The organism is Providencia sp. UF-183 (assembly GCF_058246155.1).
The window spans coordinates 257,973-282,839 of record NZ_JBSICD010000005.1; the positions used below are offsets into that span (position 1 = coordinate 257,973).

General features: G+C 38.7%; 21 protein-coding genes. 9 read left to right on the forward strand and 12 right to left on the reverse strand.

The features are described 5' to 3' along the window. Positions 1 to 13 precede the first annotated feature (13 nt). From AC4IFT_RS06900 to AC4IFT_RS06925, 6 genes are all read right to left on the reverse strand, one after another. Positions 14 to 1,270: an MFS transporter gene (locus AC4IFT_RS06900; protein ID WP_490732386.1), complete on the reverse strand. Its 1,257-nt coding sequence runs from the start codon at positions 1,268 to 1,270 to the stop codon at positions 14 to 16. 35 nt (positions 1,271 to 1,305) lie between these two features. Then, positions 1,306 to 1,764, reverse strand: coding sequence for an RpiB/LacA/LacB family sugar-phosphate isomerase (locus tag AC4IFT_RS06905; protein ID WP_490732388.1), 459 nt, complete (start codon positions 1,762 to 1,764; stop codon positions 1,306 to 1,308). Between the two features lie 17 nt (positions 1,765 to 1,781). Continuing rightward, positions 1,782 to 2,990, reverse strand: a complete 1,209-nt coding sequence (gene rbsK / locus AC4IFT_RS06910) for a ribokinase (RefSeq protein ID WP_490750947.1) — start codon at positions 2,988 to 2,990, stop codon at positions 1,782 to 1,784. Positions 2,991 to 3,289: 299 nt separating this feature from the next. Next, the gene (locus AC4IFT_RS06915; RefSeq protein WP_490750948.1) at positions 3,290 to 4,351 is read right to left on the reverse strand and encodes an oxidoreductase; all 1,062 of its coding nucleotides are present in this window, start codon (positions 4,349 to 4,351) and stop codon (positions 3,290 to 3,292) included. A 16-nt stretch (positions 4,352 to 4,367) separates the two neighbouring features. Continuing rightward, the gene (locus AC4IFT_RS06920; RefSeq protein ID WP_490750949.1) at positions 4,368 to 5,111 is read right to left on the reverse strand and encodes a DeoR/GlpR family DNA-binding transcription regulator; all 744 of its coding nucleotides are present in this window, start codon (positions 5,109 to 5,111) and stop codon (positions 4,368 to 4,370) included. A 222-nt stretch (positions 5,112 to 5,333) separates the two neighbouring features. After that, entirely contained in the window at positions 5,334 to 5,660 is a 327-nt protein-coding gene (locus tag AC4IFT_RS06925; RefSeq protein ID WP_490732396.1) for a DUF1090 family protein, read from the reverse strand. Between the two features lie 543 nt (positions 5,661 to 6,203). Here AC4IFT_RS06925 and AC4IFT_RS06930 point away from each other — a divergent pair. Further along, on the forward strand, positions 6,204 to 7,298 hold the full coding sequence (locus tag AC4IFT_RS06930; protein WP_490732398.1) for a fatty acid desaturase family protein: 1,095 nt from the start codon (positions 6,204 to 6,206) through the stop codon (positions 7,296 to 7,298). Between the two features lie 404 nt (positions 7,299 to 7,702). Beyond that, positions 7,703 to 8,647: an ATP-grasp fold amidoligase family protein gene (locus tag AC4IFT_RS06935; protein WP_490750950.1), complete on the forward strand. Its 945-nt coding sequence runs from the start codon at positions 7,703 to 7,705 to the stop codon at positions 8,645 to 8,647. Between the two features lie 61 nt (positions 8,648 to 8,708). Here the strand turns inward: AC4IFT_RS06935 and AC4IFT_RS06940 are convergent, their stop codons facing one another. Then, the gene (locus tag AC4IFT_RS06940; protein WP_490732431.1) at positions 8,709 to 9,851 is read right to left on the reverse strand and encodes an MFS transporter; all 1,143 of its coding nucleotides are present in this window, start codon (positions 9,849 to 9,851) and stop codon (positions 8,709 to 8,711) included. 577 nt (positions 9,852 to 10,428) lie between these two features. Beyond that, positions 10,429 to 12,075, reverse strand: a complete 1,647-nt coding sequence (gene prpR / locus AC4IFT_RS06945) for a propionate catabolism operon regulatory protein PrpR (protein WP_490750951.1) — start codon at positions 12,073 to 12,075, stop codon at positions 10,429 to 10,431. Positions 12,076 to 12,270: 195 nt separating this feature from the next. Here prpR and prpB point away from each other — a divergent pair, with 195 nt between their 5' ends. The 3 genes from prpB to AC4IFT_RS06960 are packed head-to-tail and all read left to right on the forward strand — an operon-like array spanning position 12,271 to position 15,843. After that, a complete protein-coding gene (gene prpB / locus AC4IFT_RS06950; RefSeq protein ID WP_490732433.1) occupies positions 12,271 to 13,155 on the forward strand; it encodes a methylisocitrate lyase in 885 nt (294 codons plus the stop codon). A 56-nt stretch (positions 13,156 to 13,211) separates the two neighbouring features. Beyond that, positions 13,212 to 14,375 carry a bifunctional 2-methylcitrate synthase/citrate synthase gene (gene prpC, locus AC4IFT_RS06955; RefSeq protein ID WP_490750952.1) on the forward strand — a complete coding sequence of 388 codons (1,164 nt, stop codon included), beginning with the start codon at positions 13,212 to 13,214 and terminating at the stop codon, positions 14,373 to 14,375. A gap of 13 nt (positions 14,376 to 14,388) precedes the next feature. After that, positions 14,389 to 15,843 carry a bifunctional 2-methylcitrate dehydratase/aconitate hydratase gene (locus AC4IFT_RS06960; protein WP_490750953.1) on the forward strand — a complete coding sequence of 485 codons (1,455 nt, stop codon included), beginning with the start codon at positions 14,389 to 14,391 and terminating at the stop codon, positions 15,841 to 15,843. 114 nt (positions 15,844 to 15,957) lie between these two features. Here the strand turns inward: AC4IFT_RS06960 and AC4IFT_RS06965 are convergent, their stop codons facing one another. Both AC4IFT_RS06965 and AC4IFT_RS06970 read right to left on the reverse strand, forming a co-directional pair. Further along, on the reverse strand, positions 15,958 to 16,998 hold the full coding sequence (locus AC4IFT_RS06965; RefSeq protein ID WP_490732408.1) for a galactose-1-epimerase: 1,041 nt from the start codon (positions 16,996 to 16,998) through the stop codon (positions 15,958 to 15,960). 245 nt (positions 16,999 to 17,243) lie between these two features. Further along, a complete protein-coding gene (locus AC4IFT_RS06970; protein ID WP_490732410.1) occupies positions 17,244 to 18,173 on the reverse strand; it encodes a cation diffusion facilitator family transporter in 930 nt (309 codons plus the stop codon). A gap of 299 nt (positions 18,174 to 18,472) precedes the next feature. Between AC4IFT_RS06970 and AC4IFT_RS06975 the strand changes: the two genes are divergently transcribed. After that, positions 18,473 to 18,910 (forward strand): universal stress protein, encoded by a 438-nt coding sequence (locus tag AC4IFT_RS06975; protein ID WP_490732412.1) that lies wholly within the window; start codon positions 18,473 to 18,475, stop codon positions 18,908 to 18,910. A 43-nt stretch (positions 18,911 to 18,953) separates the two neighbouring features. Here the strand turns inward: AC4IFT_RS06975 and eco are convergent, their stop codons facing one another. Then, positions 18,954 to 19,430 carry a serine protease inhibitor ecotin gene (eco, locus tag AC4IFT_RS06980; RefSeq protein WP_490750960.1) on the reverse strand — a complete coding sequence of 159 codons (477 nt, stop codon included), beginning with the start codon at positions 19,428 to 19,430 and terminating at the stop codon, positions 18,954 to 18,956. Between the two features lie 267 nt (positions 19,431 to 19,697). Between eco and AC4IFT_RS06985 the strand changes: the two genes are divergently transcribed. The 3 genes from AC4IFT_RS06985 (at position 19,698) to AC4IFT_RS06995 (ending at position 22,212) form a co-directional block, all read left to right on the forward strand. Next, positions 19,698 to 19,910, forward strand: a complete 213-nt coding sequence (locus AC4IFT_RS06985; RefSeq protein ID WP_219246627.1) for a DUF465 domain-containing protein — start codon at positions 19,698 to 19,700, stop codon at positions 19,908 to 19,910. 213 nt (positions 19,911 to 20,123) lie between these two features. Further along, the gene (locus AC4IFT_RS06990; protein WP_490750954.1) at positions 20,124 to 20,489 is read left to right on the forward strand and encodes a nitrous oxide-stimulated promoter family protein; all 366 of its coding nucleotides are present in this window, start codon (positions 20,124 to 20,126) and stop codon (positions 20,487 to 20,489) included. Positions 20,490 to 21,390: 901 nt separating this feature from the next. Beyond that, positions 21,391 to 22,212: a helix-turn-helix transcriptional regulator gene (locus AC4IFT_RS06995; RefSeq protein WP_490750955.1), complete on the forward strand. Its 822-nt coding sequence runs from the start codon at positions 21,391 to 21,393 to the stop codon at positions 22,210 to 22,212. A 190-nt stretch (positions 22,213 to 22,402) separates the two neighbouring features. On the opposite strand, the gene AC4IFT_RS07000 is transcribed toward AC4IFT_RS06995, so the two are convergent. Then, positions 22,403 to 24,867: hypothetical protein (locus AC4IFT_RS07000; RefSeq protein ID WP_490750956.1), on the reverse strand; the 2,465-nt coding region annotated here is incomplete at its 5' end.

Below are 24,867 nucleotides of genomic sequence, written 5' to 3' on the forward strand. Positions count from 1 at the left end.
TAAACCAAAACAATCATGCAATTTTAGTTTTCTTCAATTTAAACGCTAACAGCCCTGCGACCACCAGTGAGCCGATAAGCAATAATTCTCCGGCAACAATACTGCCGGTGGAATCAATAAGGTAACCGACAGCAAATGGTCCTAAAAAGCCGCCTAAATTACCAATTGCATTAATAAAGCCCATAGAAATTGCTAACGTATCATCAGCGATATAAGAGCTTAATGCTGCCCAATAGACTGAGTAACAATAAATGCATCCTAGACACAGACTTAGTGCCATTAATGCAAAAATAGGTGATTGTGAGCCAAATAAAACAGATAATCCTAGAAATAGCGCCCCCGCTAAAATCGGAATTCCAATATGGTATTTATAATCTCCAGTTTTATCTGAATGATATGAGTTAATAATGGAACCTATCGCAGCAAATACCCAAGGGATCGCAGCTAACCAACCAATTTGCATCGAATCCGTTGACGCTGAAATTGACTTTATTAATGTAGGCAACCAAAGCCCAAACCCATAGAAACCTACCTGCAAGAAACAAAATAATAAAAGCAAGATCACCACATTTCTATTTTTTAACGCCTCTTTAAAGCTTTTTGGTGCAACTTGTTTAATTTTGGCATTTTCTTGCGCAATTGTTTGCTTTATATAATTGCGTTCTTTTTCACTTAACCATTTAGCTTGGTCTGGAGTATCGGCAGTCATAAACCACCAAATAACTGCCCAAATAATTGGAGGTAATCCTTCAATAATAAACATCATGCGCCAATCCCAGTGAGATAATATCCAACCAGAAACTGGGGCGGTGATAATTGCAGCAAATGGAATACATAAATACCAATAACCGTTTGCTCTAGCCCTTTCACTTAAAGGAAACCATTTAGTCAGCATGATCATGGTTGCTGGTGACACACCACCTTCTGCAAATCCGACAAAAAAGCGCACGATAAGCAATTGAGTATAATTTTCCACAAAACCAGTGAGGATTGAACACCCGCCCCACGCTAATAAAGACACCGTAATAAATTTTTTGGCGCTCCATTTCTGCGCAAGCATTCCACCAGGGACTTGCAAAAATAAATAACCAAAGAAAAACACACCACTTGCAATACCAAATGCCGTTGCACCAATTGCTAAGTCTTTTTGCATTCCGTTGAATGCAAATGCCATGTTATTTCTATCCATAAAGGCGATGGTATACATTAAAAAAGCGGCTGGAATGATCCTAAACCAGCGCTTATTGGGTACATTGGAAGCTGAACTCATAACATTACCTTTTATTAAGCATCTAAATATTTTTGTTATTTTTTTATTGCGTATTTGGCTTCTAAATCATGCAATTTTTGTACGCGCCTTCTACAATCAATATCTGTGCTAAATTCAGCATTGAGGTATTCTTTAACCAAATCAATAACTAACCACTCACCAACAATTTTTGCCCCCACGCACATCACATTAACATCGTCATGCTCTACACATTGATGAGCAACATGCGCATCATGGCAAATTGAGGCTCGAATACCCGGTATCTTATTTGCAGCAATGGATGCACCAACTCCAGTGCCACAAACCAAAATAGCTCTCTCACACTCACCATCTAATACTGACTGGCAGACCTTTTCTGAAATATCTGGAAAATCAATAGGCTCTAGACTGTGGCAACCAAAATCTATTGGTGTATGGCCTAATTCTTCAACAATACGAATAACTGCCGCTTTTAACGGAAAACCTGCATGATCCCCACCGATGGCTATTTTCATTTTGTTTCTCACTCTCTTTAGTTAGGATGAAATCTATTTAATTTGTCGTTAGTTTCTTTTTCTGTCGGCATATTCGAGGCACCATCACGCTCAATGGCCAATGATGAAAACGCCGATGCAAATTTAATTGATTGGTGTATGTGTACTCCCTTGGATAATTGAGAAGCAAGAGCGCCATTAAAAGCATCACCAGCCCCTGTTGTGTCCACTACAATGGCGGGATAAACATCAAACGATGTGAATTGTTTATTTCCATATAGTAAAGCCCCCTCTTCCCCCATCGTAATAATAACGATAGGAAATCCCATTTCATTAATTTTTATTGCTGCATTTTTTGCTGTTGAAAAGTCTTTTATTTCAACTCCGGATAATAATGAAGCTTCTGTTTTATTTGGTGTGATAATATCAACTAAACCAATAAGGTTTTCTGTAATAACATTGTATGGTGCAGGATTTAAAATGGTTAAGACACCATTTTCTTTTGCATACTCAAGCGCTTTTTGAATAATATCAAAATTATTTTCAAGCTGAACTAACAATACATCCGAGTTTATAATATCTAATTTTACAGAGTTTAATTCATCTTCTGTAATCGTTTTATTTGCTCCAGGAAATATAGCTATCATATTGTCTTTATTTTCTTCTGAGACATAAATTAATGCATTACCTGTCGGTTCTGATTCCGATTGAAAAATAGAAAATGAATTGATATTTGTACTGTGTAAGTTTTTATAGGCAAAATCACTAAACTGGTCACGGCCAATTTTTGTCACAAATCGGACATCGCTCCCCGCATTACTTGCAGAGATAGCTTGATTTGCACCTTTCCCACCTGAAGACAAATAATTCGTCGTCCCAACAACGGTTTCCCCAACCTTTGGAAACTTAGTGACCTTGGTGACGATATCCACATTATATGAGCCTAAAATAAAAACTTTACCTTTCATTGATAACTCTCTTTTTTCTTTTATGATACTTAGCTCTGCAATGCTTTGTGTTATTTGTAATAATGAGTCAATATCCTTAAACTCATTAATAATATTTTTCTTAACTGCAATTGCGCCGCCATGGGTTCTTTTAATTAATCCAATCTTATGAAGATCATTTAAATCTTTCCTAATTGTCTCTTTGGAAATTTTAAAAAATACAGACATTGAATTAACACTAACATTGCCTTTTTTATAAATAAAATCCAAAATGGCAACTTGCCTTTCGACTTTAAACATAGAATTACCTTTATTTTATGGATATATCATAGTGAGTTTTTCAAATACAAAAAGAGACCCCTCTCAACAAATCAACGGGCATTCGGAACCAATCGGAACATAAAAAACTCGAGTCATTAAAATGAAAAATTAAATTTATAATTAATTATTGACGTGAAAAACCCTCCAGTCATAAAAACTAGATTTTAATTAATATCGGCACGTTAAATTAAAATAATTAAGTTAATTTGGCATGTTATTATGATTTTACCAATATACGAAATCGCCTGCACTTTGCATGCAGGCATTTAATTATTCAGTTATTTCCAATCTTGAACTTCTTTTTCAGTTAGCGTTAAAGGCTGTGTGCTGCCAGTCTCTGCCGATTTCACTGCAGCTTCTAAAACAGACATAACTGCTAAAGCTTGCAATGGTGTCACTGAGTTTTGTGCATTACCATTCAACGCATTACGAATATTCACATAATATTGGCTCTGATCGCCTTTTGGCGCTTCTTGCAACTTGGACGATAGCGTCTCATCAATTAAAATAATTGGGTCATTATCCACACCCCATTCTTTATCTCGCGGCGTGATCCCTTGTAATAATTGTTTTTCTTGTTGATCTGGTTGGGATTTTACTGCGCTACCTTTATCACCATGTACCGTAAAGCGTGTAAACCCACCAGCGGCTAACATGCTGCAATGCAAAATCACTTTATGAGTTGGGTAGTTTAATAACACATGTGCCCAATCATTAATTTGGCCATTATTTCTTAATGTTGCAATATTACCTTGCACTGACTGAGGTAAACCAAAAAGTTGCAGTGCTTGGTCAATTAAATGCGGGCCTAAATCAAACCATAAACCACTACCTGGCAAGTTTTGCTCACGCCAACGTACTCTCACTTCAGGGCGAAAGCGGTCAATATGTGATTCAAAATGTTTTATTTCACCAATCTGTTTTTGCTCTATCACGTTTTTGATAGCGAGAAAATCACTGTCCCAGCGGCGATTATGAAATACAGATAATAAAACATTGTGCGCTTTCGCAAGTTCAATCAATTCTCTAGCTTCTTGCATATCCAGGGTAAATGGCTTGTCGACTACCACATTTTTACCCGCCTCAATTGCCAGCTTTGCCAATGGCGCATGAGTTGCATTTGGGCTCGCAATGACGACTAAGTCAATATCCGAACGGAGAATAGCTTCTTCAGGAGATGCAATAACCGTCGTATTCGGAATATCACGTTTCACCTTTTCTTCGCCACTAGAAGCCACAACAGCAAGGTTCAAGCCATCAACTGACTGAATTAAAGGTGCATGGAATGTTTTCCCTACAAACCCATAGCCAATCAGTGCAACATTAATTTCTTTGCTCATAATTTTACCTGCATCGTTAAATACTCAGAGAATTCACAGTTACCTTGCTACTAGGATTAAGTTCATCCCAATGGCAATCTAAAAACAGTTGATCAATTTCGTCCAAATGTGCCACTAAATAAGGCTGACATAGATTGAGTTTTGTGCTGTCTGCTACGACCCAATGTGCTTGGCTATTCGCTATCATGGCGCGTTTTACATCGCAATCTGCTTCTTGGGTTGCACTCAATCCCAAAGAGGGATGCAAAGCACAAGCCCCTAATATAGCGATATCTGCTCGGTATCTTTCCAACATGGATAGTGTGCCACTCCCTGCAAACAAGCGCTGCCCTGAGTCCCATTCCCCACCTAATAAGATCAATTGGATATCTGCACGATCACTAAAATGCACGGCAATATCTAAGGATGTGGTGATAATTTTCATCGGACCTTGGATAAAGCTAGCAACAGCCATGACCGTACTGCCAGAATCAAGGAACAGTGTCGAGCTCTTTGGGATCAACTTAGCAACCTGTTGCCCTAATTGTTTTTTAACCTCTGGCAATAAAATATTGCGCCCTCGACGGCTCATCACAGGCACATTGAACCCCACAGCACCGCCATGGCTTTTTTGTGCTAGCCCTTGGTTTTCAAGTTCCGTTAAATCACGGCGAATAGTATCTGTAGAAACATGCAACTGATTAGATAAGTCAGCAACACTCACCTGACCATTTTTTGCAATTATTTCAATGATATAATTTTGTCTCGCTTTTTTGTGCACGACTGCAAAACCTCGCAAAAAGTTGCAATATACATCATAATACCGCAATTAAAGTGAAAATAAACACAAAAATTGCGCAATAATCGCCAATATTGATAAGCCTGTTGAATTTGTATATTTTTTTGTTGAATAAGAAAAAAGATGAGAGAAAAAGTGCATATGGGATGCTGATATGAAGCAGAAAGCCACTATTAGGCTCTCTACTTTATTCGAATTAAAACACTAACTTTTTAACGACTCTAATCGTTTGATTTCATCACGCAGCGCATCAATTTCACGTTCTAACTGACGGCTTTCATCTGAGAAATATTTACTGTTCAGTTTTGTTGGGCCTGTAGCCCCTGAATAGTGGTCATAACAACGGTTTTGCACATTTGAGATGGCTCGCTCTAGCCCTGCAACTCGATGACGGTTTCCATGCATTTTTGCATATTTTAGCTGCTTTTCAAGTTGGTAAATTTTATTATCACATCCATAGTAATTAGAGCCCGCTTGGGAAGATAATGGAATAAACAGTGTTGATAAAATAATTAGCATTATCCTTTTCATTTAATTCTCCAAATATAAAAAATAAATTAAATTTTGTCTATTTCATCACTTTTATATTTTATTAATATAAGCAAGCTCTTAATTTGGCTTAAGTTGGAAATTAAACCTAAAATATCCGCATCCTAAAGCAGGATAAATGATAACTTATATTTATAGTTAATAAGTCAAACAGGTCTGATCACTTTTTATGATAATTTATTACAGACAGACATAACTTTCCTTGTTACCTTACTCACATGGACTTTCCTCTACACGGATGTAGACATTCCCCACTTAAAATATCAGAATAACCTCGTTCATTATCTAGACAGTCAACTCAATTACTTCAATTACTCTAAACAGTTAATTTAATTATTAAAAAAATATATTAAGCACAGTTTGCAAAATTTTATTTTATTCTAAAAATATAATAATCCATTATATTTGTATTTATTTAAACCTATAGGAATAAGTCTAAATTACCCCTTGTTCTCATATATATTTTGCTGCCTCTTAATAAGAGGCGATATACTCCTAGCATCGGTAACGCCACAGAGAACAATGATGCCCCCGACTAAATTTGAACTGACATTTTCCAATGCTAACGAACAGCATTTTCATGCAGCTTTAAAGCAAGCCAGTCAAGATTATCTAAAAAGTAAACAAGATCATGTATATGCGAGCAAAACCGATATTGCTGTGATCATCATTTTATTTGCTATCGCAGCATTGTGTTATCTCCCGACGCTGTATACTTCATCCGTATTAACCTACAGTTTATCCTATTTTGTTTTTGTCCTTCTCATTATGTTCCTCAATGTGATTGGCCAACACGATGCTTGCCATAATACCTTATTTAAAAAGAGCTGGAAAAATCGGGTATTTGGCCGCCTAGTTACCTTACCTTTAGGGTTAGAACCTGAGTTTTGGCGTACCCGCCATGTTCATTATCACCACCATTTTGCCAATATTGAGAATTACGATTTAGATACCGAAGAAAATGGTATTTTCCGCCAAACACCGTTTCAAAAGTGGCGACCCGTCATGAAGTATCAGCACATTTATTGGCCATTTGTTGCTTCATTTTCGTTAACCTGGATTGCATTGGTTTTTGATTGGTCGGATAGAGCAGGTAAAACGCGCCTAAAAGACCAAAACGTCCTAACCGGAAAAAAAGGTTGGGCACTTTTTATTGCCAGCAAAATTGGCCATTTATTGTTGATGTTAGGTTTACCTTTATTTTTTGCTCATCATCATGGAATTAGCTTAACCGCTATTTTTGTCACTTATATTTTGAGCCAAATGATTGCCTCCGTTTTTGTTATTTATTTACTTTTAGGGACGCATTGGGCTGAAACTGAATTCTTCATTGCTCCAGAAGATAAGCAAATAAAACATGGATGGTACCACCATAACTTTGTTACAGCCTGCGATTGGCTCCCCACTCCACACTGGTTGTGGCGTTTAACTGGGGGTCTTAATTACCACCTAACTCATCACCTGTTCCCTAATTGGCACCACCGCCATTACCCTGCTTTAGCTAAAATTTTAGGGGAATTAGCTTCACAACATAACATGCCTTATCGCTGTATTCGTTATAACGAATTAGTCGCCGCACAAATCCGCTTCTTAAAAAAAATGGGTGAAAAACCACTCTAAAAGCTACCTCACTGTATACACGAGGCTAAATACAGTGAGGTAATGTTTATATTTAAACAATGACTCAATGAACTAATTATTTAAATGTTATTTACCCTTCAAAATAAATCCTTAAGGTTTATTGCTTAGCAATCTGGTACGCTTTATAAAACAAATCCTATATTATTCCTGACGAATAACTAAAACGTTTGATTATATTATTGATATAAATTTAAGCAAAAAAAGCACAACATCTATTAACTTATATCTTATTTATGTTTTGTTTACTTTTTATTTATTAAGGAATTATTAAATTCACTATTACATCTATTGATGCTCTATTTAAGTTATTCAAAATATAATTCATACATAAAAATAATATTTCTAAACTACACACTACATTTTATAGAATGGTTGAAACTCGCATGAAAAAAGCAGAGTACATTATAAAGAAACTACGCACATTTATTATCAGTGATAAGCTTTATCTTGCTAATAAATTTACAAAAAAACTAAATTATCGCCCTGATTTTAAAAATCCTAAAAGCTTTAATGAAAAGGTGAATTTTAGAATGCTGCGTGATAAAAATCCACTGTATACACAGCTTGCAGATAAACTCGCCGTCAGGGGTTACATTAGCCGAACCATTGGCGAAGAGTATTTAGTCCCTATTTTAGCCACTTATCGTCATGTTGATGAAATTGACATCGCTGCGCTTCCAGAGCAATTTGTGCTCAAATGTAATCACGACAGCGGCAGTAGTGTAATTTGCCGAAGTAAAACCAAATTTGATTGGCAACACGCTAAAAGTAAATTGTCATTTCACTTATTGAAAAATCTTTATTACATTACTCGTGAACGCCATTATAAAAATATTTCACCTCACATTATTTGTGAACAATATATTGATTTATTTGCTAATAAAAATAGAAAACTCGTCCCTGAAACCTGCCGTATCCACTGTTTTTCAGGTAAGCCCGTCTATGCAGAAATTGATTATACTGATGAGTCAGGCGAAGAATTTATCAATATCTATGACATCAACTGGCAGCTACAACCCGTCACTTTTGGCTACCCAAATATGCTAGAACCAGTACCAGAGCCACCACTGTTTAAAGAAATGCTGCGCTTAGCTGAAATCCTCGTTACGCCGTTCGATTATTGCCGGGCTGACTTTTTGATGTCTGATGAAAATACCCTGTATTTTAGCGAGCTGACCTTTGCGCCTAACGCAGGTAGAACAGAAATCGCCCCATTATCGTGGGACTTCAAACTTGGAGAACATTGGGAGCAACGCATTACCCAATCTGCGGGCTATACGCCTCTCGAAGGCGCCTTATCAACTATCTCCGCGAATAAGAAAAAGTAACATGCAGAAAAAAGGCTCTGTGAAATCACAGAGCCTTTATAAACTATTTTTACTCAAACAATTAATTCGCTAACACACTCGCTTTACGACGTAAGCTCGCAATGAGCATATAAATTGCCGTCACGAGCAACACAATAAAGAAGAAATCCACTAAGCCATTATGTTGACTTAATAACGTGCCGGCTGCAATTGGCCCCATTGCTGAACCAATGCTATAGCTAAACAGCATAACTTGTGTTGCAGCGACAATGTAAGATGAATCTAGATTGTCACATGCTAAAGTAATTGCGATTGGGTATAGCGCAAATGAGGACATACCTAATAAGGCTAATGCCACAATCATCACCAAGTAGTCGCTAGAGATGTAAATAACGCCCATCGCGAATACCCCTAAAAGAGATACCATCGCTAACAACAAAGTCTTACTCATCAAGATGGAAAGCTTGCTAACAACTGGTTGGATCAACATCCCACCCAAAATAATTGAGGCCATCAAAACCCCAACTTGGTCAGTCGTAAATTGATCTTTCTTCAATGATAGTGGCATCAACCCATAAATCGTACCCATGGTGATACCTGAAACCATACATCCGATAATTGCAGGTTTACTTAATCGCGCAATTTTTTTCAACGACAATTTTTGATGCGACCCGCTATCTGGCTGCCCTTGGCGAACTAATAAAGGCGGCATTACAGCTAATAACAATAAGCCCAATACAACCATAAAAGGATAGGCACCTTGGGTTCCAATCACACCAATCGCGAGTTGCCCTAAGGTTGTCCCGCCATATAATGACGTCATATAAAAGCTTAAACGCTTAGCTCGCTCTTTTGGGCTATCGCCAATCAGTAACCAAGATTCAACCACAACAAAGATACCCGCAACCGCGATACCTGCAACTAAACGGTTTGGTAACCAAGCTTCAATAGAAGCTGCCCATGGCAAAACAACAACCGTTGCGGCTAGCATTAATAAAAAGCCAATAAAAGAGAGGCGATGGCCAATTTTGGCAATCACGGGCTCAATAAGCATTGAACCAATTAATAAACCGATATAGTAGGCACTTGCTAACCAGCCAGCGTATTGCGTATCAATCCCAAAGCTCCCCATTGATAATGGGATTAAGCTCATTAAATAACCCGATGCAATAGCAAAAATCGTTAACCCAGCGACGGGAACGAATGCATTATCGCGTTTGCGCATGATAGTAGTGGACTGATTCACGCCCCACTCTCCAACAAATAAAAATAAATAATATGCGCTGCAACTACATCGTAGAATACGACAAGGCTGTGTTCTCAAAAAGGAACACATTTCGGCGATTAGTGCAGTAGTAAAATATAAAAATAAGACTGATTTGAGCGCAATATAGAACGTTCAATCACTAAGTTAAAATGAGAAAATCTAATGGTGACTAGTAAAATAATTTATGTGAGAAAAATCACGTTTTTTCTGAAGGCAAGTTTAGATCAATAACCATAGAAAAAATGTATTAAATCATTTAAAATCAATGAAATAAAAACAAACACCCATGCATTCCCATGTTACACTTTGATACAACTTAAGTCATATGACAATCGCCCTAAAAGTGCTCAATGGCAAAATAATTTATTTATTATTTTTATCTTGCCATCTCATGAATGCTAAAGGCCTTTTTGGCTGATAGTTCAAATAAAATAAATTAATCCGTACTTTTATTAATTTATTTCTTTTTTAATCAGAAATGCCTAATAGCGCATTCCGTTTATTGGTTATTTTCATCATGATTTATCTGCTAGGTTTATTCTAATGAAGAAAGACGCCGCCACAGTGTTGTTCTGCTAATTCCAAGGTATTGTGCTACCGCTTTACGGTCACCATTAAACCTTGCCATCACGTCAGTAAGTGACTCCTCACTCTTATTGCAAGCTGCATCATAGCTATCTGTAAACCACTTACGTTCAGGGGACAAACTCATTAGCATCCCTTCGCTAATCGCTTTTTCAGGGTGTGCGCTGCAATAGAGTGCGATTCGCTCCATTAAATTACGTAGTTCACGCACATTCCCCGGCCATGTGTAATTTAGAAAAAACGGGCGACAGCTTAAAAGTTGTTGCACACGAAATTCAGGGAGTGGTAATACCAACCCAGCAAAAGCCAATTTTAAAAGTCGCTTCGCAAGAACAAAAATGTCCTCTCCGCGCTCATTAAGCGTGGGTACTTGCATCCTAAGTACCCCTAAACGATAAAAAAGATCAGTACGAAATCGCCCATTCTTCACCCAATCATCTAAATGACAGTGGGTTGCACAAATCACGCGGACATTGACCTGCAAAGGCTTATAACCGCCAATTCGTACCACAGAGCGTTCTTCCAACACACGTAAAAGTCGAGTTTGTAACGCTAGCGGCATTTCACCTATTTCATCTAAAAATAACGTTCCCCCGTGGGCCATCTCAAATAAACCCGCCCTTCCACCACGCCGTGACCCCGTAAACGCCCCTTCTTCATAACCAAATAATTCAGCTTCCAATAATGTTTCAGGGATGGCGCCACAGTTAACCGCCACAAATGGCATTTTCTGCTTGCTGCGTTTATGTTGATTAAATAAGGTAAATTCGTGATGGATTGCTTGTGCGACCATTTCTTTCCCTGTACCACTTTCACCTTGGATAAGCACAGTGGCATCCGATCTCGCATATAGCATAATCGCCTGTTTGACCTGCTCCATGGACAATGATGAACCAATGAGGTCGTTGATTGTATAGCGAACCTTAGGAGGTGTAACCTGCACATATTTATCTGATAAATGACGGTTACGGTGAGACATGCGACTTAGCTCAATGGCGTCAGTAAATGCCTGTCGGATAGTTTGTGTGGAATAAACAAAAATCCCTGTCATGCCCATTTCATCCGCCAAATCCATAATCAACCCCGCGCCAACAACCACGGTGATCCCCATCGCTTTTAAGGCCTTAAGCTGCGCACGTGCATCTTCAGCGGTCACATAGCTACGTTGTTCAATTTGCAATGCAAAACGTTGCTGAAAATCAGTCAAAGAGGGAATGATGTTTTTATAATTAATAATTCCAACCTTATCACTGATTTCTCGCGCTTTAGCGAGCGCCTGCATCACATCAAACCCACTGATATTAACAATGATGACAGGAACAGAAACATGGCTTTTCAGGTAAGCACCGTTAGAACCCGCGCTGATAATCGCATCACAATGCCCCTGTTTTAGCCTTTCTCGTACCATTTCAGCCGCTTGTTCAAACCCCAAATTCAACGGTGTAATTTCGGCTTGTTCACTGAACTCAGGGCTAATATCACGAAAAAGAGTGAATAGCCGCGAAACAGAGACTGTCCAAATAATCGGTTTTTCCATCTGTTTCACTTCCTCTTTGTTATGTTTCAATAAATGTTTCAAATGCGTTTCAATTAACATTAGTGTGTTTCAATGAAACATGCTAATCACGAATAACAAATTTGTTTTCCTTATCACAATTTTTTATTTTTTTAACCTATTAATTTTTAACGCTTTATTATTGATGTTTATGTCTATGCTAATTGGCATGGCAATTGCTATATGGCTATAGTTACCTTAATCAACCAACAATTTATTAACAATCGAGAGGCCACTATGTCATCTATTCCTGCCGGACAAAAATTCCGCGATGCTGTCGCCCAAGAGTCCCCCCTTCAGTTAGTGGGGACCATCAACGCCAATCACGCCCTTCTTGCTCAACAAGCTGGCTACAAAGCCATTTATTTATCGGGTGGCGGTGTCGCCGCGGGCTCATTAGGTATGCCAGACTTAGGGATTTCTACCCTAGATGATGTGTTGATTGATATTCGCCGTATTACTGATGTTTGTGATTTACCCCTGATGGTCGATGCCGATATTGGTTTTGGCCCATCCGCCTTTAATGTTGCTCGCACCGTCAAGTCATTTTGTAAAGCAGGCGCGGCAGGCTTACACCTTGAGGATCAGGTCGGTGCGAAACGTTGTGGTCATCGCCCTAATAAAGAAATCGTCTCGACGCAAGAAATGGTGGATAGGATCAAAGCCGCGGTCGATGCCCGTACTGATGACAGCTTTGTGATTATGGCTCGCACAGATGCGCTCGCCGTCGAAGGCCTTGATGCAGCACTTGAACGTGCTCAAGCCTATCTAGAAGCAGGCGCGGACATGTTATTCCCTGAAGCGATTACTGAGCTGTCTATGTATCAACAGTTTACCAAAAACACCCCCGCCCCTGTTCTCGCGAACCTCACCGAATTTGGCCAAACCCCATTGTTTACCTTAGATGAACTTCGCAGCGTCGGTATCGCGATTGCACTTTATCCGTTGTCAGCCTTTCGTGCGATGAATAAGGCCGCAGAGCAGGTCTATGCTGCGATACGCCATGAAGGCACGCAGAAAAGCGTTGTCCCCTTGATGCAAACACGTGATGAACTATATCAAAGCATTCATTACTACAATTACGAACAAAAATTAGATGCCCTATTTTCGCAAAAAAAATAATAGGCACGTAGGCAGCACCAAGTTGAACCTCCTCTAGCCCCTACAAGGATAATACGATGAATGAACAACTTAGTAGCACTGAAACATCACCGTTTAAACCTAAAAAATCCGTTGCACTCTCAGGTGTTTCCGCAGGGAATACAGCCCTTTGTACTGTAGGACGTAACGGAAATGACCTGCATTATCGTGGGTTTGACATCCATGATTTAGCAACGCAATGTGAGTTTGAAGAAGTTGCACATTTACTGATCCACGATAAGCTTCCCACGCAAACCGAACTCACCGCCTATAAAGAAAAACTGCAATCCTACCGTGGGTTACCTGCGAGTGTGAAACAAACTTTAGAATCCATTCCCGCCAACGCACACCCAATGGATGTCATGCGTACAGGGGTTTCGATGATGGGCTGTGTACTCCCCGAAAAAGACGCTCACCCATTTTCAGGTGCCAAAGATATTGCCGACCGGTTATTAGCTTCATTAGGTTCAATGCTGCTGTACTGGTACCACTTCAGTCATCATGGTCGCCGCATTGAAACGCAAACTGATGACGACTCAATTGGCGCGCATTTTTTACATTTGTTACATGGTAAAAAACCGCCTGCTCAGTGGGAAAAGTTCATGCATATTGCTGCAATTTTGTATGCAGAGCATGAGTTTAACGCTTCAACATTTGCCGCTCGTGTTATTGCAGGAACGGGAACAGATTTTTACTCCGCAATGACCGGAGCAATAGCCGCTTTACGGGGGCCGAAACATGGTGGGGCAAATGAAGTCTCATTAGAAATTCAGCAACGCTATGCTTCAATGGATGAAGCGGAGCAAGATATCATTGCTCGTATTCATAATAAAGAGGTCATCATTGGCTTTGGTCACCCCGTTTATACCCTTGCCGATCCACGCCATCCCATCATTAAATCTGTGGCATTACAGTTATCCGAGCAAAATTTAAATCGCCATTTATACAGCATCGCCGACCGTATAGAAACGGTAATGAAACGTGAAAAAGGTATGTTCCCTAATTTAGATTGGTTCTCCGCAGTGGCCTATCACTTGATGGGTGTACCGACTGCGATGTTTACACCACTCTTTGTGATGGCGCGGACTGCGGGTTGGTCTGCCCATATTATCGAACAGCGACAAGACAATAAAATTATTCGTCCTTCTGCCAATTATATTGGGCCAGAGAATCAATTATTCACTCCGATAGAACAGCGTTAATAAAGGTAAAATAATGACAACACAAACCGTGAGTTCTCAAAAAATTGAATTTGATAGCGTGATCAGCGACATTGTTGATTATGTAATGGATTACCCGATTGTTTCTGAATTAGCTTACGATACCGCTTATCATTGCCTGCTTGATACATTAGGCTGTGGAATGGAATCGTTAGAATACCCTGCTTGTAAAAAACTGTTAGGCCCAATAGTGCCAGGAACCATTGTCCCTAATGGCACTAAAATTCCGGGCACACAATTTCAGTTAGACCCCGTTCAAGGCGCTTTTAATATTGGTACAATGTGCCGCTGGCTGGATTTTAACGACACTTGGCTTGCTGCCGAATGGGGCCACCCTTCCGATAACTTAGGGGGCATTCTTGCTACAGCCGATTGGTTGTCTCGGGAAAATCTAGCCAAAGGCAAAAAACCTTTAATCATCAAAGATGTATTAACAGCCATGATTAAAGCACACGAAATCCAAGGGTGTATTGCCCTTGAAAATGCCTTTAATAAAGTGGGACTCGACCATGTTATTTTAGTCAAAGTCGCCTCAACCGCAGTCGTCGCACAAATGCTCGGTTTAAACCGCGAACAGATCCTCAATGCCGTTTCCCAAGCATGGATTGATGGCCATAGCTTACGGACTTATCGCCATGCGCCAAATACAGGGTCACGAAAATCGTGGGCGGCTGGCGATGCAACTTCCCGTGCAGTTAGGCTCGCCTTGATGGCGCAAAAAGGTGAAATGGGCTACCCAACGGCATTGTCCGCTAAAACCTGGGGGTTTTATGACGTTTTATTTAACGGTCAACCACTTAGCTTTCAACGCGCTTATGGCTCCTACGTTATGGAAAACGTGCTGTTTAAAATATCTTTCCCTGCTGAGTTTCACTCACAAACGGCCGTCGAAGCGGCATTACAACTTCATCAAATATTAGCGGCAATGGGTAAAAGCGCCGATGATATCGCGTCTATTGCGATCCGCACCCATGAAGCCTGCATTCGCATTATTGACAAAACAGGCCCACTCAATAACCCTGCTGATCGCGATCATTGCATTCAATACATGGTGGCTGTGCCATTGATTTTTGGCCGGCTGACTGCGGCTGATTATGAAGATAACATTGCTCATGATAGCCGAATTGATGCACTTCGAGCCAAAATGCACTGCCATGAAGACACGCAATTTACCGCCGATTATCATGACCCAGATAAGCGTTCGATTTCCAATGGACTCACCATTACCTTAAATGACGGCCAAATACTGGAAGAAGTGGTGATTGAGTATCCAGTCGGCCATAAACGCCGTCGTAAAGAAGGGATGCCGTTGTTATTAAAGAAATTTAGGATTAATTTGGCAAGGCAGTTTCCTGAAGCGCAACAACTGCGTATTCTTCAGGCGTCACTCGATAAACCGATGCTAGAAAAAATGCCAGTTAATGAGTATATGGATTTATTTGTGATTTAAATTCTACTCATCTTTAATACGAAAACGCCGCTAGATTGCGGCGTGAGGTTGTTGACAAAGCAGGATAAAAGCGCGGTTTTTCCTGCTTTGTGTTATCAGCCGAAAATCAATAAATTAGAAAATAAATTGATAGCGAGTTTGGCTAGTGTAAACCTGCTGTGCTTTCGCAATACTTGTATACAAATCGCCCCATTGCGGGTGATTAACTGCATCAGGCGGAAACTGTGTCTCTAAAGCCACACCTGAATATGCCGTATAAATTTGGCTTTTTCCTGCAATCGCAAACAATTGATTGCCACTATAAACTTGCATTGCAGGCATAGTCGTGGTGATTTTCATCTGCACATCACCATCAGGCGAGCCTAGTATTGCTGCTGTTTGCTGGCCATCAGCAATACCACTATTGAAGATAAACGTATGGTCATACCCGCCAACTGCGGCTTGTACCTCATCCTGTAAAAAATCTCGCCCAATGCGTTTACCTGCACGAAAATCAAAATTCGTCTCTGTCACATCCCGCCACTCCCCTGTCGGGAGGCCTTCTGCGGTGGTAGGTAAAAACGTATCTGCTGCTATATGCAAATCATGCTCAAACGCAGTTCGAGTCGAATCTTCCCCTGCAAGGTTAAAATAAGTGTGATTCGTCAAATTCACTGGGCAGTCTTCCGTTGACTGGTATTTATAATCAATAATCACTTGATTATCTTCCGTTAGCTCATAGCTTACCTCAACCAATAATGTCCCTGGAAAGCCTTGATCGCCCGCTGGCGAAGTCAACGAAAAAACTGCTTTGCACGGGTTTGGCTGAATAATTCCCCAAATTCGATAGCTAAAGTTGTCTTTTCCGCCATGCAAGCAGTGTCTGCCTTGATTATTAGAAACAATGTATTGCTGGTCATTTAACGTAAACCGTGAGCCACAAATGCGGTTTGCAACTCGTCCGATGGTCGCGCCAAGGTAAACACCTTGCTCCATCTGTTTCGCCATATTAGGTGATCCTAAAACCACATCTCGCTTGCCACTTGCTAAAGGCAATATGCAACTAACCCAACTTGCCCCCAGACTTGTGAGTAAAATTTTCATTCCATTTTGATTGGTCAGAGCGATAACTTTTGGCGATCGGATAGTATGGCGTTGTTCTTGAGTAAACCGCATTTTTTCCTCAATATTCAATAGTAATCAATTTAATGAAGGGCTTAATTTTTAATATTTGCAACACAGCCCCTTCAGCGTGAGCAAAAAAAGTCGTTCCAAACTGCAACAACAAATTGATTTTCCACTGGTTGCGTATCGAGTGCAATAAAATATTGCAGAGTTTGGGCTTGATGATGTAAATAAAACAAATAACCGAGCAATATACAAAACTCGGCTATTTATGAAACTTATTAATAACAGGTTGGTTAGTGTTTGGTATTTTTATCGTAAGGGTCAAGGTGAGTCATAACATCCAAAATTTGCGGGTTTTCCATGAGTTTTTGTCGAGTTTTCACTGCAATGTCATGACCTTCAGTGATACTCATGTTTCCATCAAGCTCTAAATGCACATCAACTAATAGAAAATCCCCTGATTTACGGGTTTTTAAATCATGGTAACCTGATAATTCATTAACATTATCGAGAACATCGCGGATTTCTTGCAATGTTTCTTCATCAGCACCTTTATCCATTAGATCTTGCATTGATTGGTTGGTAAATTTAAAGCCCATCCGAAAAACAAATGTTCCCACAATTAATGCCGCAAGCGGGTCAAAAATACGGAATCCACATAAGCTCCCTACAATACCAATAGCGACAACTAAAGAAGATGCGGCATCAGACCTGGCATGCCATGCATTCGCAACTAACATACTCGAATTGACTTTCTTTGCCACGTGCAACATATAACGAAATAAACCTTCCTTTGCGACTAACGCTATCAAAGCCGCCACTAATGCAATCATATGAACTTCAGGGATCAAATCAGGGTTGAGCAGTTTCTCAATGGCAGACCACACCATTCCCACCCCAACAATCAATAAAATAATTCCCAAAATTAATGATGCCCCATTTTCATAACGAAAATGCCCATAAGGATGGTCTTCATCGGGTTTTTTGTGGCTCTTTTTATTGGCGATTAAAACAACAAAATCCGCGATTAAATCAGATAATGTGTGTATCCCATCCGCAATCAAGCCCGATGAATGAGAAAATATACCAATAATAATCTGCCAAATTGATAAAAGCGTATTAACTAGCACACTGATCAATGTGCTCTTCTTCGCTGCCTTAAATTTAGCTTGTTGAACCTCAAATTCTTTGCTTGGCTTACTGACGATTTCATTTTTATTCATAACATCATTTCTTTAATGAAAAACAAAATAATTATCATTTAAATAATCTTTTAAATCAACAAGTTAAATGACCGATAAAATAATAGTCGCACATTAACGGTTAAATGTCTCATCATAAATTGTAACCAGATAGCGTAGATGCAAATGCCTATTCTTTACTTTTTGATTACAAATGCGCTCATTATTTAAAATATCGATAAATGCGCACTTAATAGCATTTCTCCCAGCTTATTTAACTTATAGTATATAAATAGTGAATTGCTATAATCGATTTCAAATAACATATGGATGAGGTGGCTATGTATAAAAAAATTCTAGTTCCTATTGATTTGTTAGAGGATGAACTGAATCAGGACATCATAAAACATGTTGAAGCCTTAGCCATGTTGGGCGCACCTGAAATTCATTTTTTATCCGTCATTCCGAGTGTTGAATTATTCTTTGGTATTGAAATTGCTGTACTGCCTGAAAGCCAGAAAAACTCAGCAGAACGCTCAATTTTGGCGATGCGTGCGTTAGAAGAGATAATTAAAGATATTAAAGTGCCAGATAAGCAAATTAGTTGCAAAGTTAGCATTGGTTCAGCAAAAGATGAAATCTTGGATTATGCACAAGAAATTGATGCGGATTTAATTATGGTAGGTTCACACCACCCAAGCACTTCAACCTATTTATTAGGTTCAACCGCGTCTGCTATTGTTCGCCATGCAAAAACATCGGTCTTTGTGATCCGCTAAAATACAGGATAAAAAAATGCCGCTAATTAGCGGCATTTTTTATTTATTTTTTGGTGGAATCAATTAGTTTATCGTCTGTTGACCAAACACGATATTTTACATCCATATCGGCAGGTGCATAGACTACGATTGGCAGTTTGCTGTTATAGCGAACAAACGCATCATCACCTAATTGTGTGGTAATAAAGCGGTCTTCAGCTGGCTTAGTGCAAGCCATCATCGTTGATGCAGGCCCTTTAATTTCATCCAGTTTATAGTAGTCGTAGCCCCAACCATCTAAGGTTTTCTTATCGAGATCTCCCATAAACCATTGGTGGTTGCAATCTGCTTTAATTGTTTTGCCAATGACCAGCTCAACCATGTAATTATTTTCATTTTGCTGGTTCGCGAGTTGAATCACATGACGAGTCATTCCTGATTCTGCTTTTGGATATGGCGCGATCTTTTCCAAGTCCTCCGTTGCTACTGCACAAGATGAGACAAGTGCCGCTGCCATTACAGATAAAATCGCTTTCTTCATCATTTATTCCTATTTCAAAAGAGAAAATCAATTAAAAACTCTAGGTTCCACTACATAGTAAGTCAATTACACTACAATTATCACTATAGATGATTCTTAATTACAAAAATATAGGTTTCCCACAGTAGATAGACGTAATAATACTTAATTTTAGTATAAGGATCATAAAAATGATAAAAATTATGTAAATTACCCGCTAATTTAATGCACAAAATATACGCACTGATTATACTAAATTTGAGGCTTAATACATTCTGAGGAGGTAGTATGTTATCAGCAGATCAAGATTTAGTTTCAAAATTAGTATCTACACATCCCCGTTTTCAAACGTTATATGAAAAGCATCATCAACTCGATAAAGAAATCAGTAAACTCGAAGGCCCTTCTGGCGCTGGCTACAACGAGCATGTAGTCAAACTAAAAAAAGAAAAATTACATCTTAAAGATGAAATGCAAAAAATAATGCAATCTAGTCTGTAACCTATTAAAGATAGACTCAATAAGTTTATCTGTTTATTGAGTATCCAAGTGGTTTCAGTTAAAGAGGGTAACCCACTGGTTAACCCTCTTTTTCATTATCCCTAAATTTATTGAACTCTATCAAAGAATATCTCGTTAAGCCCTCATAAGCTTTCTATTGAAACCAATAACATGTATATTAAATGCATGTTATCTTTTAAACATGGGGGCATCATGGCTGGTAAACGAATAAATCGGGAAATTAAAACGATTGGAAAAATGATTAATATCTATGAGAAAGCACACCCAGCTGCCAATGACACCCCTGATTATTATCAAAAACTTTTCGCCTATGCCGTTAATCGCTTAGAAAAATGCCGTTATGGGGAAGCAAAACCAGCCTGCAAGCAATGCCCTATCCACTGTTATCAACCGAAGATGCGAGAACAAATGAAATTAGTGATGCGCTGGGCGGGCCCTAAAATGTTGATACATCATCCAATACTCGCCATTCGGCACTTACTGGATGATCGTAAACCGGTTCCTGAGCTCCCATCTAAATCCAGCAATCGCTCAGCAAGAGATCGTGAGACACAATAATAAAAGAAGATTTAACCGATAAAAACAGTAACACCAGCATAATCCTCATATCTCTAAACGGAATTTCCAGCTTAATATAATATAAGAAAGCTTTATTTTTTTTAACAAGGTGCGTTGAACAACTAAATGTTACTATCCAACTGTTTTATTAGTATTTTTAAAATCACCATTCATTTTCCTACAATCGATGATTTTAAGAATGTAATGACTAAACCTGAATACCCTTGACTCAAAGTGATTAAAAAGCGAACAAATAAAAAATAGTAACCCAAAATAACTAATTACTAAAATCTATATTTATACTACCTATTAAAACCATTAACACCACCTATCAATTAAAAATAGAGACTTACATCTCATTATTAAGCTATTTAGCACCATCTTGATAAAAATAAATAATCATTAGGATTAAATAAACAAATAACTTGAGTAAATAATTATTAAATACATAAGAATTATTTATAATAATTATTTTTTACGAATATTATCACAATTATTAACATGGTAATAAAACCCATAATTACACTAAAAATGATGAACACGTTTAAAAACAAAAATAAACACTGATTATGTGTAAAAAAAACAAAAAAATTTACATCCAACATCCACATCTGAATTAGAATAAAAAACCAAATGTTACCGATAACCACAGGATATTATAAAACAAGAGTGCAATACAGAACGGTAAAAACGATCTTTTTGAGTGTTTAGCTCGAAAAAACCATGTTTTGAAACATTTATTTATATTTAAAATTACAAAATGACACATAAATAATCGATTTATATAATTTCAACCATACAAGTAATGTCCATTTTTTATATCACTCAATATTCTTTTTCTGATATTTAATTTTGACAATAGAATTTTAATAGTATGAATATGATTATTTAGGTGACTATCATGCAAATCAGAAGCAATTCAAATCAACAAGTTATTAAAAGAATGTCGATCGATAAAGACATGCCTCATACCATTATCGATTTGGCAACTAAAGGCCTTATTATCGTTGAAAAGGGAAATTTATTACTAGAAACCCCTGCAAATGCACAAGTTTTAAATGAAGGGGATATCTTATACCATAAACAAGGTTCTTATTCGTTCCAAACATCAGACCTTGCTACCAACTGCCAATTACTTTGGATTGCATTGGACGATAATTTTTTACGTGAGTTTATCACTGTGCATGGTTCAAAATTGAGCGAAATAGAACGTTTTGAAGATACGTCATCCGATATCATCAAGTTTACGTCATACCCTTTAATCGATGATATCAAAAATAGCTTAAACACGTTTATTGATCATGAATACCCTGAAGTCGTCGTTTCATTACGTGTCAGCGAATTATTATTACTGCTATCTTATAGCGAACAAGGCTCTGTATTGCTCTCGAACTTTAAACAACTAAGCAACCGCCAAGCAGCACGTTTGCAGCTTTTTATGGAAAACAATTACTTAAAAGAATGGAAGTTAAGTGAATTTGCACGTACGTTTGGCATGGGACTGACAACATTTAAAGAGTTGTTTAATACCGTTTATGCAACATCGCCACGCTCGTGGATTAGTGAGAAGCGCATTATGTATGCACACCAATTATTGGTAAATACAGCGATGAGTATTGTTGAAATTTCAATGGAAGCTGGTTTTTCAAGCCAATCTTACTTTACACAAAGTTACCGTAAACGTTTTGGCTACACACCGAGTAAATCAAGAATTACAGCTTGATAACTCCGAATAAATGAGCATAGACACATGCCCTGTCAGTTATAGAAATTTCTGATTTAACTATAATCTGGCAGAAAGGCAGCCAAAAAACCTATCTTTATCACTATTTTCACAGCTAACTCTTCGTCATAAAAAAGGCAATTTGCCTTGATGACAAATCGCCCGTTCAAAACCTAAATGACTTTTTCGGTTATTTGACTTTCATAATCTTCAAATCAATGATGGACATAGAGTTTGGCGGTATTTCACCTGGAATTCCCTCTACCCCATAACCACCTTCTGGCTTAATGTAGACTTTCACCATTCCGCCTTCCCCTGCTCGTTCAACAAACGAATTCAACGGTGTTGGCAGTTCATTATAAGGCAGTGTCACTGGGTTTTTATCGGTATACATAACCGTTACCGTCCCATCCGTTAGCTGCTCTCGCATAATAAAGGTGATATCTTTCTTTTTAACATCACTAATCGGCGTACCACGCTGAATAATTTTATAGTATGTATTATTATCCAGTTTGCTGTATTTTTGTGCCGTAATATCTTGAATTATCTTCTGATTTTTCTTAGCATTCTCTTCTGCGACCACTTTAGTATCTTTACTTGGTGGCACACGCCCTGCAAGCCCAGCACTTGAACCCGTTTTGCCTTTCGCTTTTAGCGCAATATTTTCATCTTGTAACTGAGTAATACGGCGATTTAAGTCCATAATTTGTGACTTTAGCCCTTCATCACTCGAGAAAGACTTTTGTGCATCTAACTCCGCCTGTAATTTTTTCAATTGCTCCTGAGCCGACGCTAATTCTTTTTGTGCATTAGTCGCAGAGCTAAGTTTTTGAGCATCTAATTTCAGGGCACTAATTTGTTTATTTGCATCAGCAAGCTGTGACTCAACCTCAGCTTGTTTTTTAGATTTCGCTGCGATGTCACTCTCTAACTTACTAATTTGTGTTTCTTGTGCTTTCGTTTGTTTAACAAACTCCGCATTTTGCAGCTCTAATTTTTTCTTTTCATTTTCTTGTGACGCTAACGCATCTTGAATAGATTTTTTCTCTGAATCTAACTTACCTAACGCATCTTCTTTTTGTTTCAGCTGCGCCAATTGTTTATTCAGATCGGCAGTTAAAGCTTTCACTTGCTGATCACTCGCCTGCCCAATTAAAGTCGTTTGTTTTTCAACATCTTTTTGTAATTTTTGCAGATCTGTATTTGCTTTCGCTAACTGTTTTTGTGCTGTAGCAAAGTTTTGCTCATTTTGGGCAAGTGCGCTTTGAAGCTGCTGTTGCTGCTTTTGACTTTCAGTATATTGTTTAGAAAGTGTATTTTGGGCAGCTTGGTGCTCTTGTAGTTGCTGCTTAGCCGCAGCAAGCTCCGACTCTAACGTAATTTTCTGAGCAACTTTAGCGGATTGCTCGACAAGTGACGCTTGGATTTTATCTGCTTGCTGCGTTTTTTCTTTCAATTGCGCAGAAAGTTGCTGATTTTTTTGCTCTAATTCTTTCGATGTCGCTTGCTGTTTCGTTAGTGCATCTTGCGCTAAACGGCTATCTGTCTCCGCTTTCTTCAAACCATCTTCTTTTTGCTTTAACAGTGCGATCTGTTTATTTAAATCGACGGTTAATGCTTTAATTTGTTGATCCGTGGCTTGGTTCATTAATGCAGTTTTAGTTTCTATATTCGCTTTTAACGTTTTAAGCTCTGAATTCGCGGTATTTAATTGCTCTTGTGCGGTGACATAATTTTGCTCATTTTTCTGAAGCAATGCTTGTAATTCTGCTTGTGTCTTTTCACTATCAGCAACTTGTTTGGCTAAAGAGCTTTGTGCACTTTGGTGCTCTGCCAGCTGTTTTTGAGCCAATGCTAACTCACTTTCTAAACTAGCTTTGCCTTCTGCTTTAGTTGTTTGAGCAGATAATAACGCTTGAATTTTATCTGCTTGCTGTGATTTTTCCGCTAATTGAGCTGCTAATTGCTGATTTTTCTCAGTCAATGTTTTCTCTGTTGCTTGCTGTTTAGCTAATACATCACGCGTTGCTTGGCTTTCTGCTTGGGCTTTTTTCAAGTCCGCTTCTTTTTCTTGCAATAAGGCAACTTGCTTATTAAGGTCGAGTGTTAGTGCTGCGACTTGCTTATCATTCGCCTGTCCCATCAATGCAGTTTGCTTTTCAACCTCTTTTTGCAGTTTTTGCAGGCCTGCATTGGCTTTATCCAACTGCCCTTGTGCAGTTGTGAAATTCTGTTCATTTTGGCTTAATTTAGCTTGTAAATCAGCTTGTTGCTTTTCACTGGCGGCTAATTGCTTCGCCAATGTATTTTGCATTGATTCATGTTCAGCTAATTGTTTTTTCGCCGTCGCTAATTCGCTTTCTAACGCAGCTTTATCCGCCGCCTTCGCCGTTTGTGTGGCTAATGCCGCTTGAATTTTATCAGCCTGCTGTGATTTTTCCGTTAACTGCGCCGCTAATTGCTGGTTTTTCTGCTCTAGCTCTTTGGCCGCAGCTTGCTGTTTTGCTAGCGCATCACGGGTTAATTGGCTGTCCGCTTCGGCTTTTTTCAGCCCATCTTCTTTTTGTTTCAGCAACGTAATTTGTTTATTTAAATCTGCGGTGATGGCTTTAACTTGCTCATCACTGGCTTGATTTAACAATGCCGTTTGTTTTT

Bases quoted from the DNA above. Each gene is read 5' to 3' on its own strand.
- AC4IFT_RS06900 (WP_490732386.1), bottom strand. From the start codon at position 1,270: ATGAGTTCAGCTTCCAATGTACCCAATAAGCGCTGGTTTAGGATCATT.
- AC4IFT_RS06905 (WP_490732388.1), bottom strand. From the start codon at position 1,764: ATGAAAATAGCCATCGGTGGGGATCATGCAGGTTTTCCGTTAAAAGCG.
- rbsK (WP_490750947.1), bottom strand. From the start codon at position 2,990: ATGTTTAAAGTCGAAAGGCAAGTTGCCATTTTGGATTTTATTTATAAA.
- AC4IFT_RS06915 (WP_490750948.1), bottom strand. From the start codon at position 4,351: ATGAGCAAAGAAATTAATGTTGCACTGATTGGCTATGGGTTTGTAGGG.
- AC4IFT_RS06925 (WP_490732396.1), bottom strand. From the start codon at position 5,660: ATGAAAAGGATAATGCTAATTATTTTATCAACACTGTTTATTCCATTA.
- AC4IFT_RS06930 (WP_490732398.1), top strand. From the start codon at position 6,204: ATGCCCCCGACTAAATTTGAACTGACATTTTCCAATGCTAACGAACAG.
- AC4IFT_RS06935 (WP_490750950.1), top strand. From the start codon at position 7,703: ATGAAAAAAGCAGAGTACATTATAAAGAAACTACGCACATTTATTATC.
- AC4IFT_RS06940 (WP_490732431.1), bottom strand. From the start codon at position 9,851: ATGCGCAAACGCGATAATGCATTCGTTCCCGTCGCTGGGTTAACGATT.
- prpR (WP_490750951.1), bottom strand. From the start codon at position 12,075: ATGTTAATTGAAACGCATTTGAAACATTTATTGAAACATAACAAAGAG.
- prpB (WP_490732433.1), top strand. From the start codon at position 12,271: ATGTCATCTATTCCTGCCGGACAAAAATTCCGCGATGCTGTCGCCCAA.
- prpC (WP_490750952.1), top strand. From the start codon at position 13,212: ATGAATGAACAACTTAGTAGCACTGAAACATCACCGTTTAAACCTAAA.
- AC4IFT_RS06960 (WP_490750953.1), top strand. From the start codon at position 14,389: ATGACAACACAAACCGTGAGTTCTCAAAAAATTGAATTTGATAGCGTG.
- AC4IFT_RS06965 (WP_490732408.1), bottom strand. From the start codon at position 16,998: ATGCGGTTTACTCAAGAACAACGCCATACTATCCGATCGCCAAAAGTT.
- AC4IFT_RS06970 (WP_490732410.1), bottom strand. From the start codon at position 18,173: ATGAATAAAAATGAAATCGTCAGTAAGCCAAGCAAAGAATTTGAGGTT.
- AC4IFT_RS06975 (WP_490732412.1), top strand. From the start codon at position 18,473: ATGTATAAAAAAATTCTAGTTCCTATTGATTTGTTAGAGGATGAACTG.
- eco (WP_490750960.1), bottom strand. From the start codon at position 19,430: ATGAAGAAAGCGATTTTATCTGTAATGGCAGCGGCACTTGTCTCATCT.
- AC4IFT_RS06985 (WP_219246627.1), top strand. From the start codon at position 19,698: ATGTTATCAGCAGATCAAGATTTAGTTTCAAAATTAGTATCTACACAT.
- AC4IFT_RS06990 (WP_490750954.1), top strand. From the start codon at position 20,124: ATGGCTGGTAAACGAATAAATCGGGAAATTAAAACGATTGGAAAAATG.
- AC4IFT_RS06995 (WP_490750955.1), top strand. From the start codon at position 21,391: ATGCAAATCAGAAGCAATTCAAATCAACAAGTTATTAAAAGAATGTCG.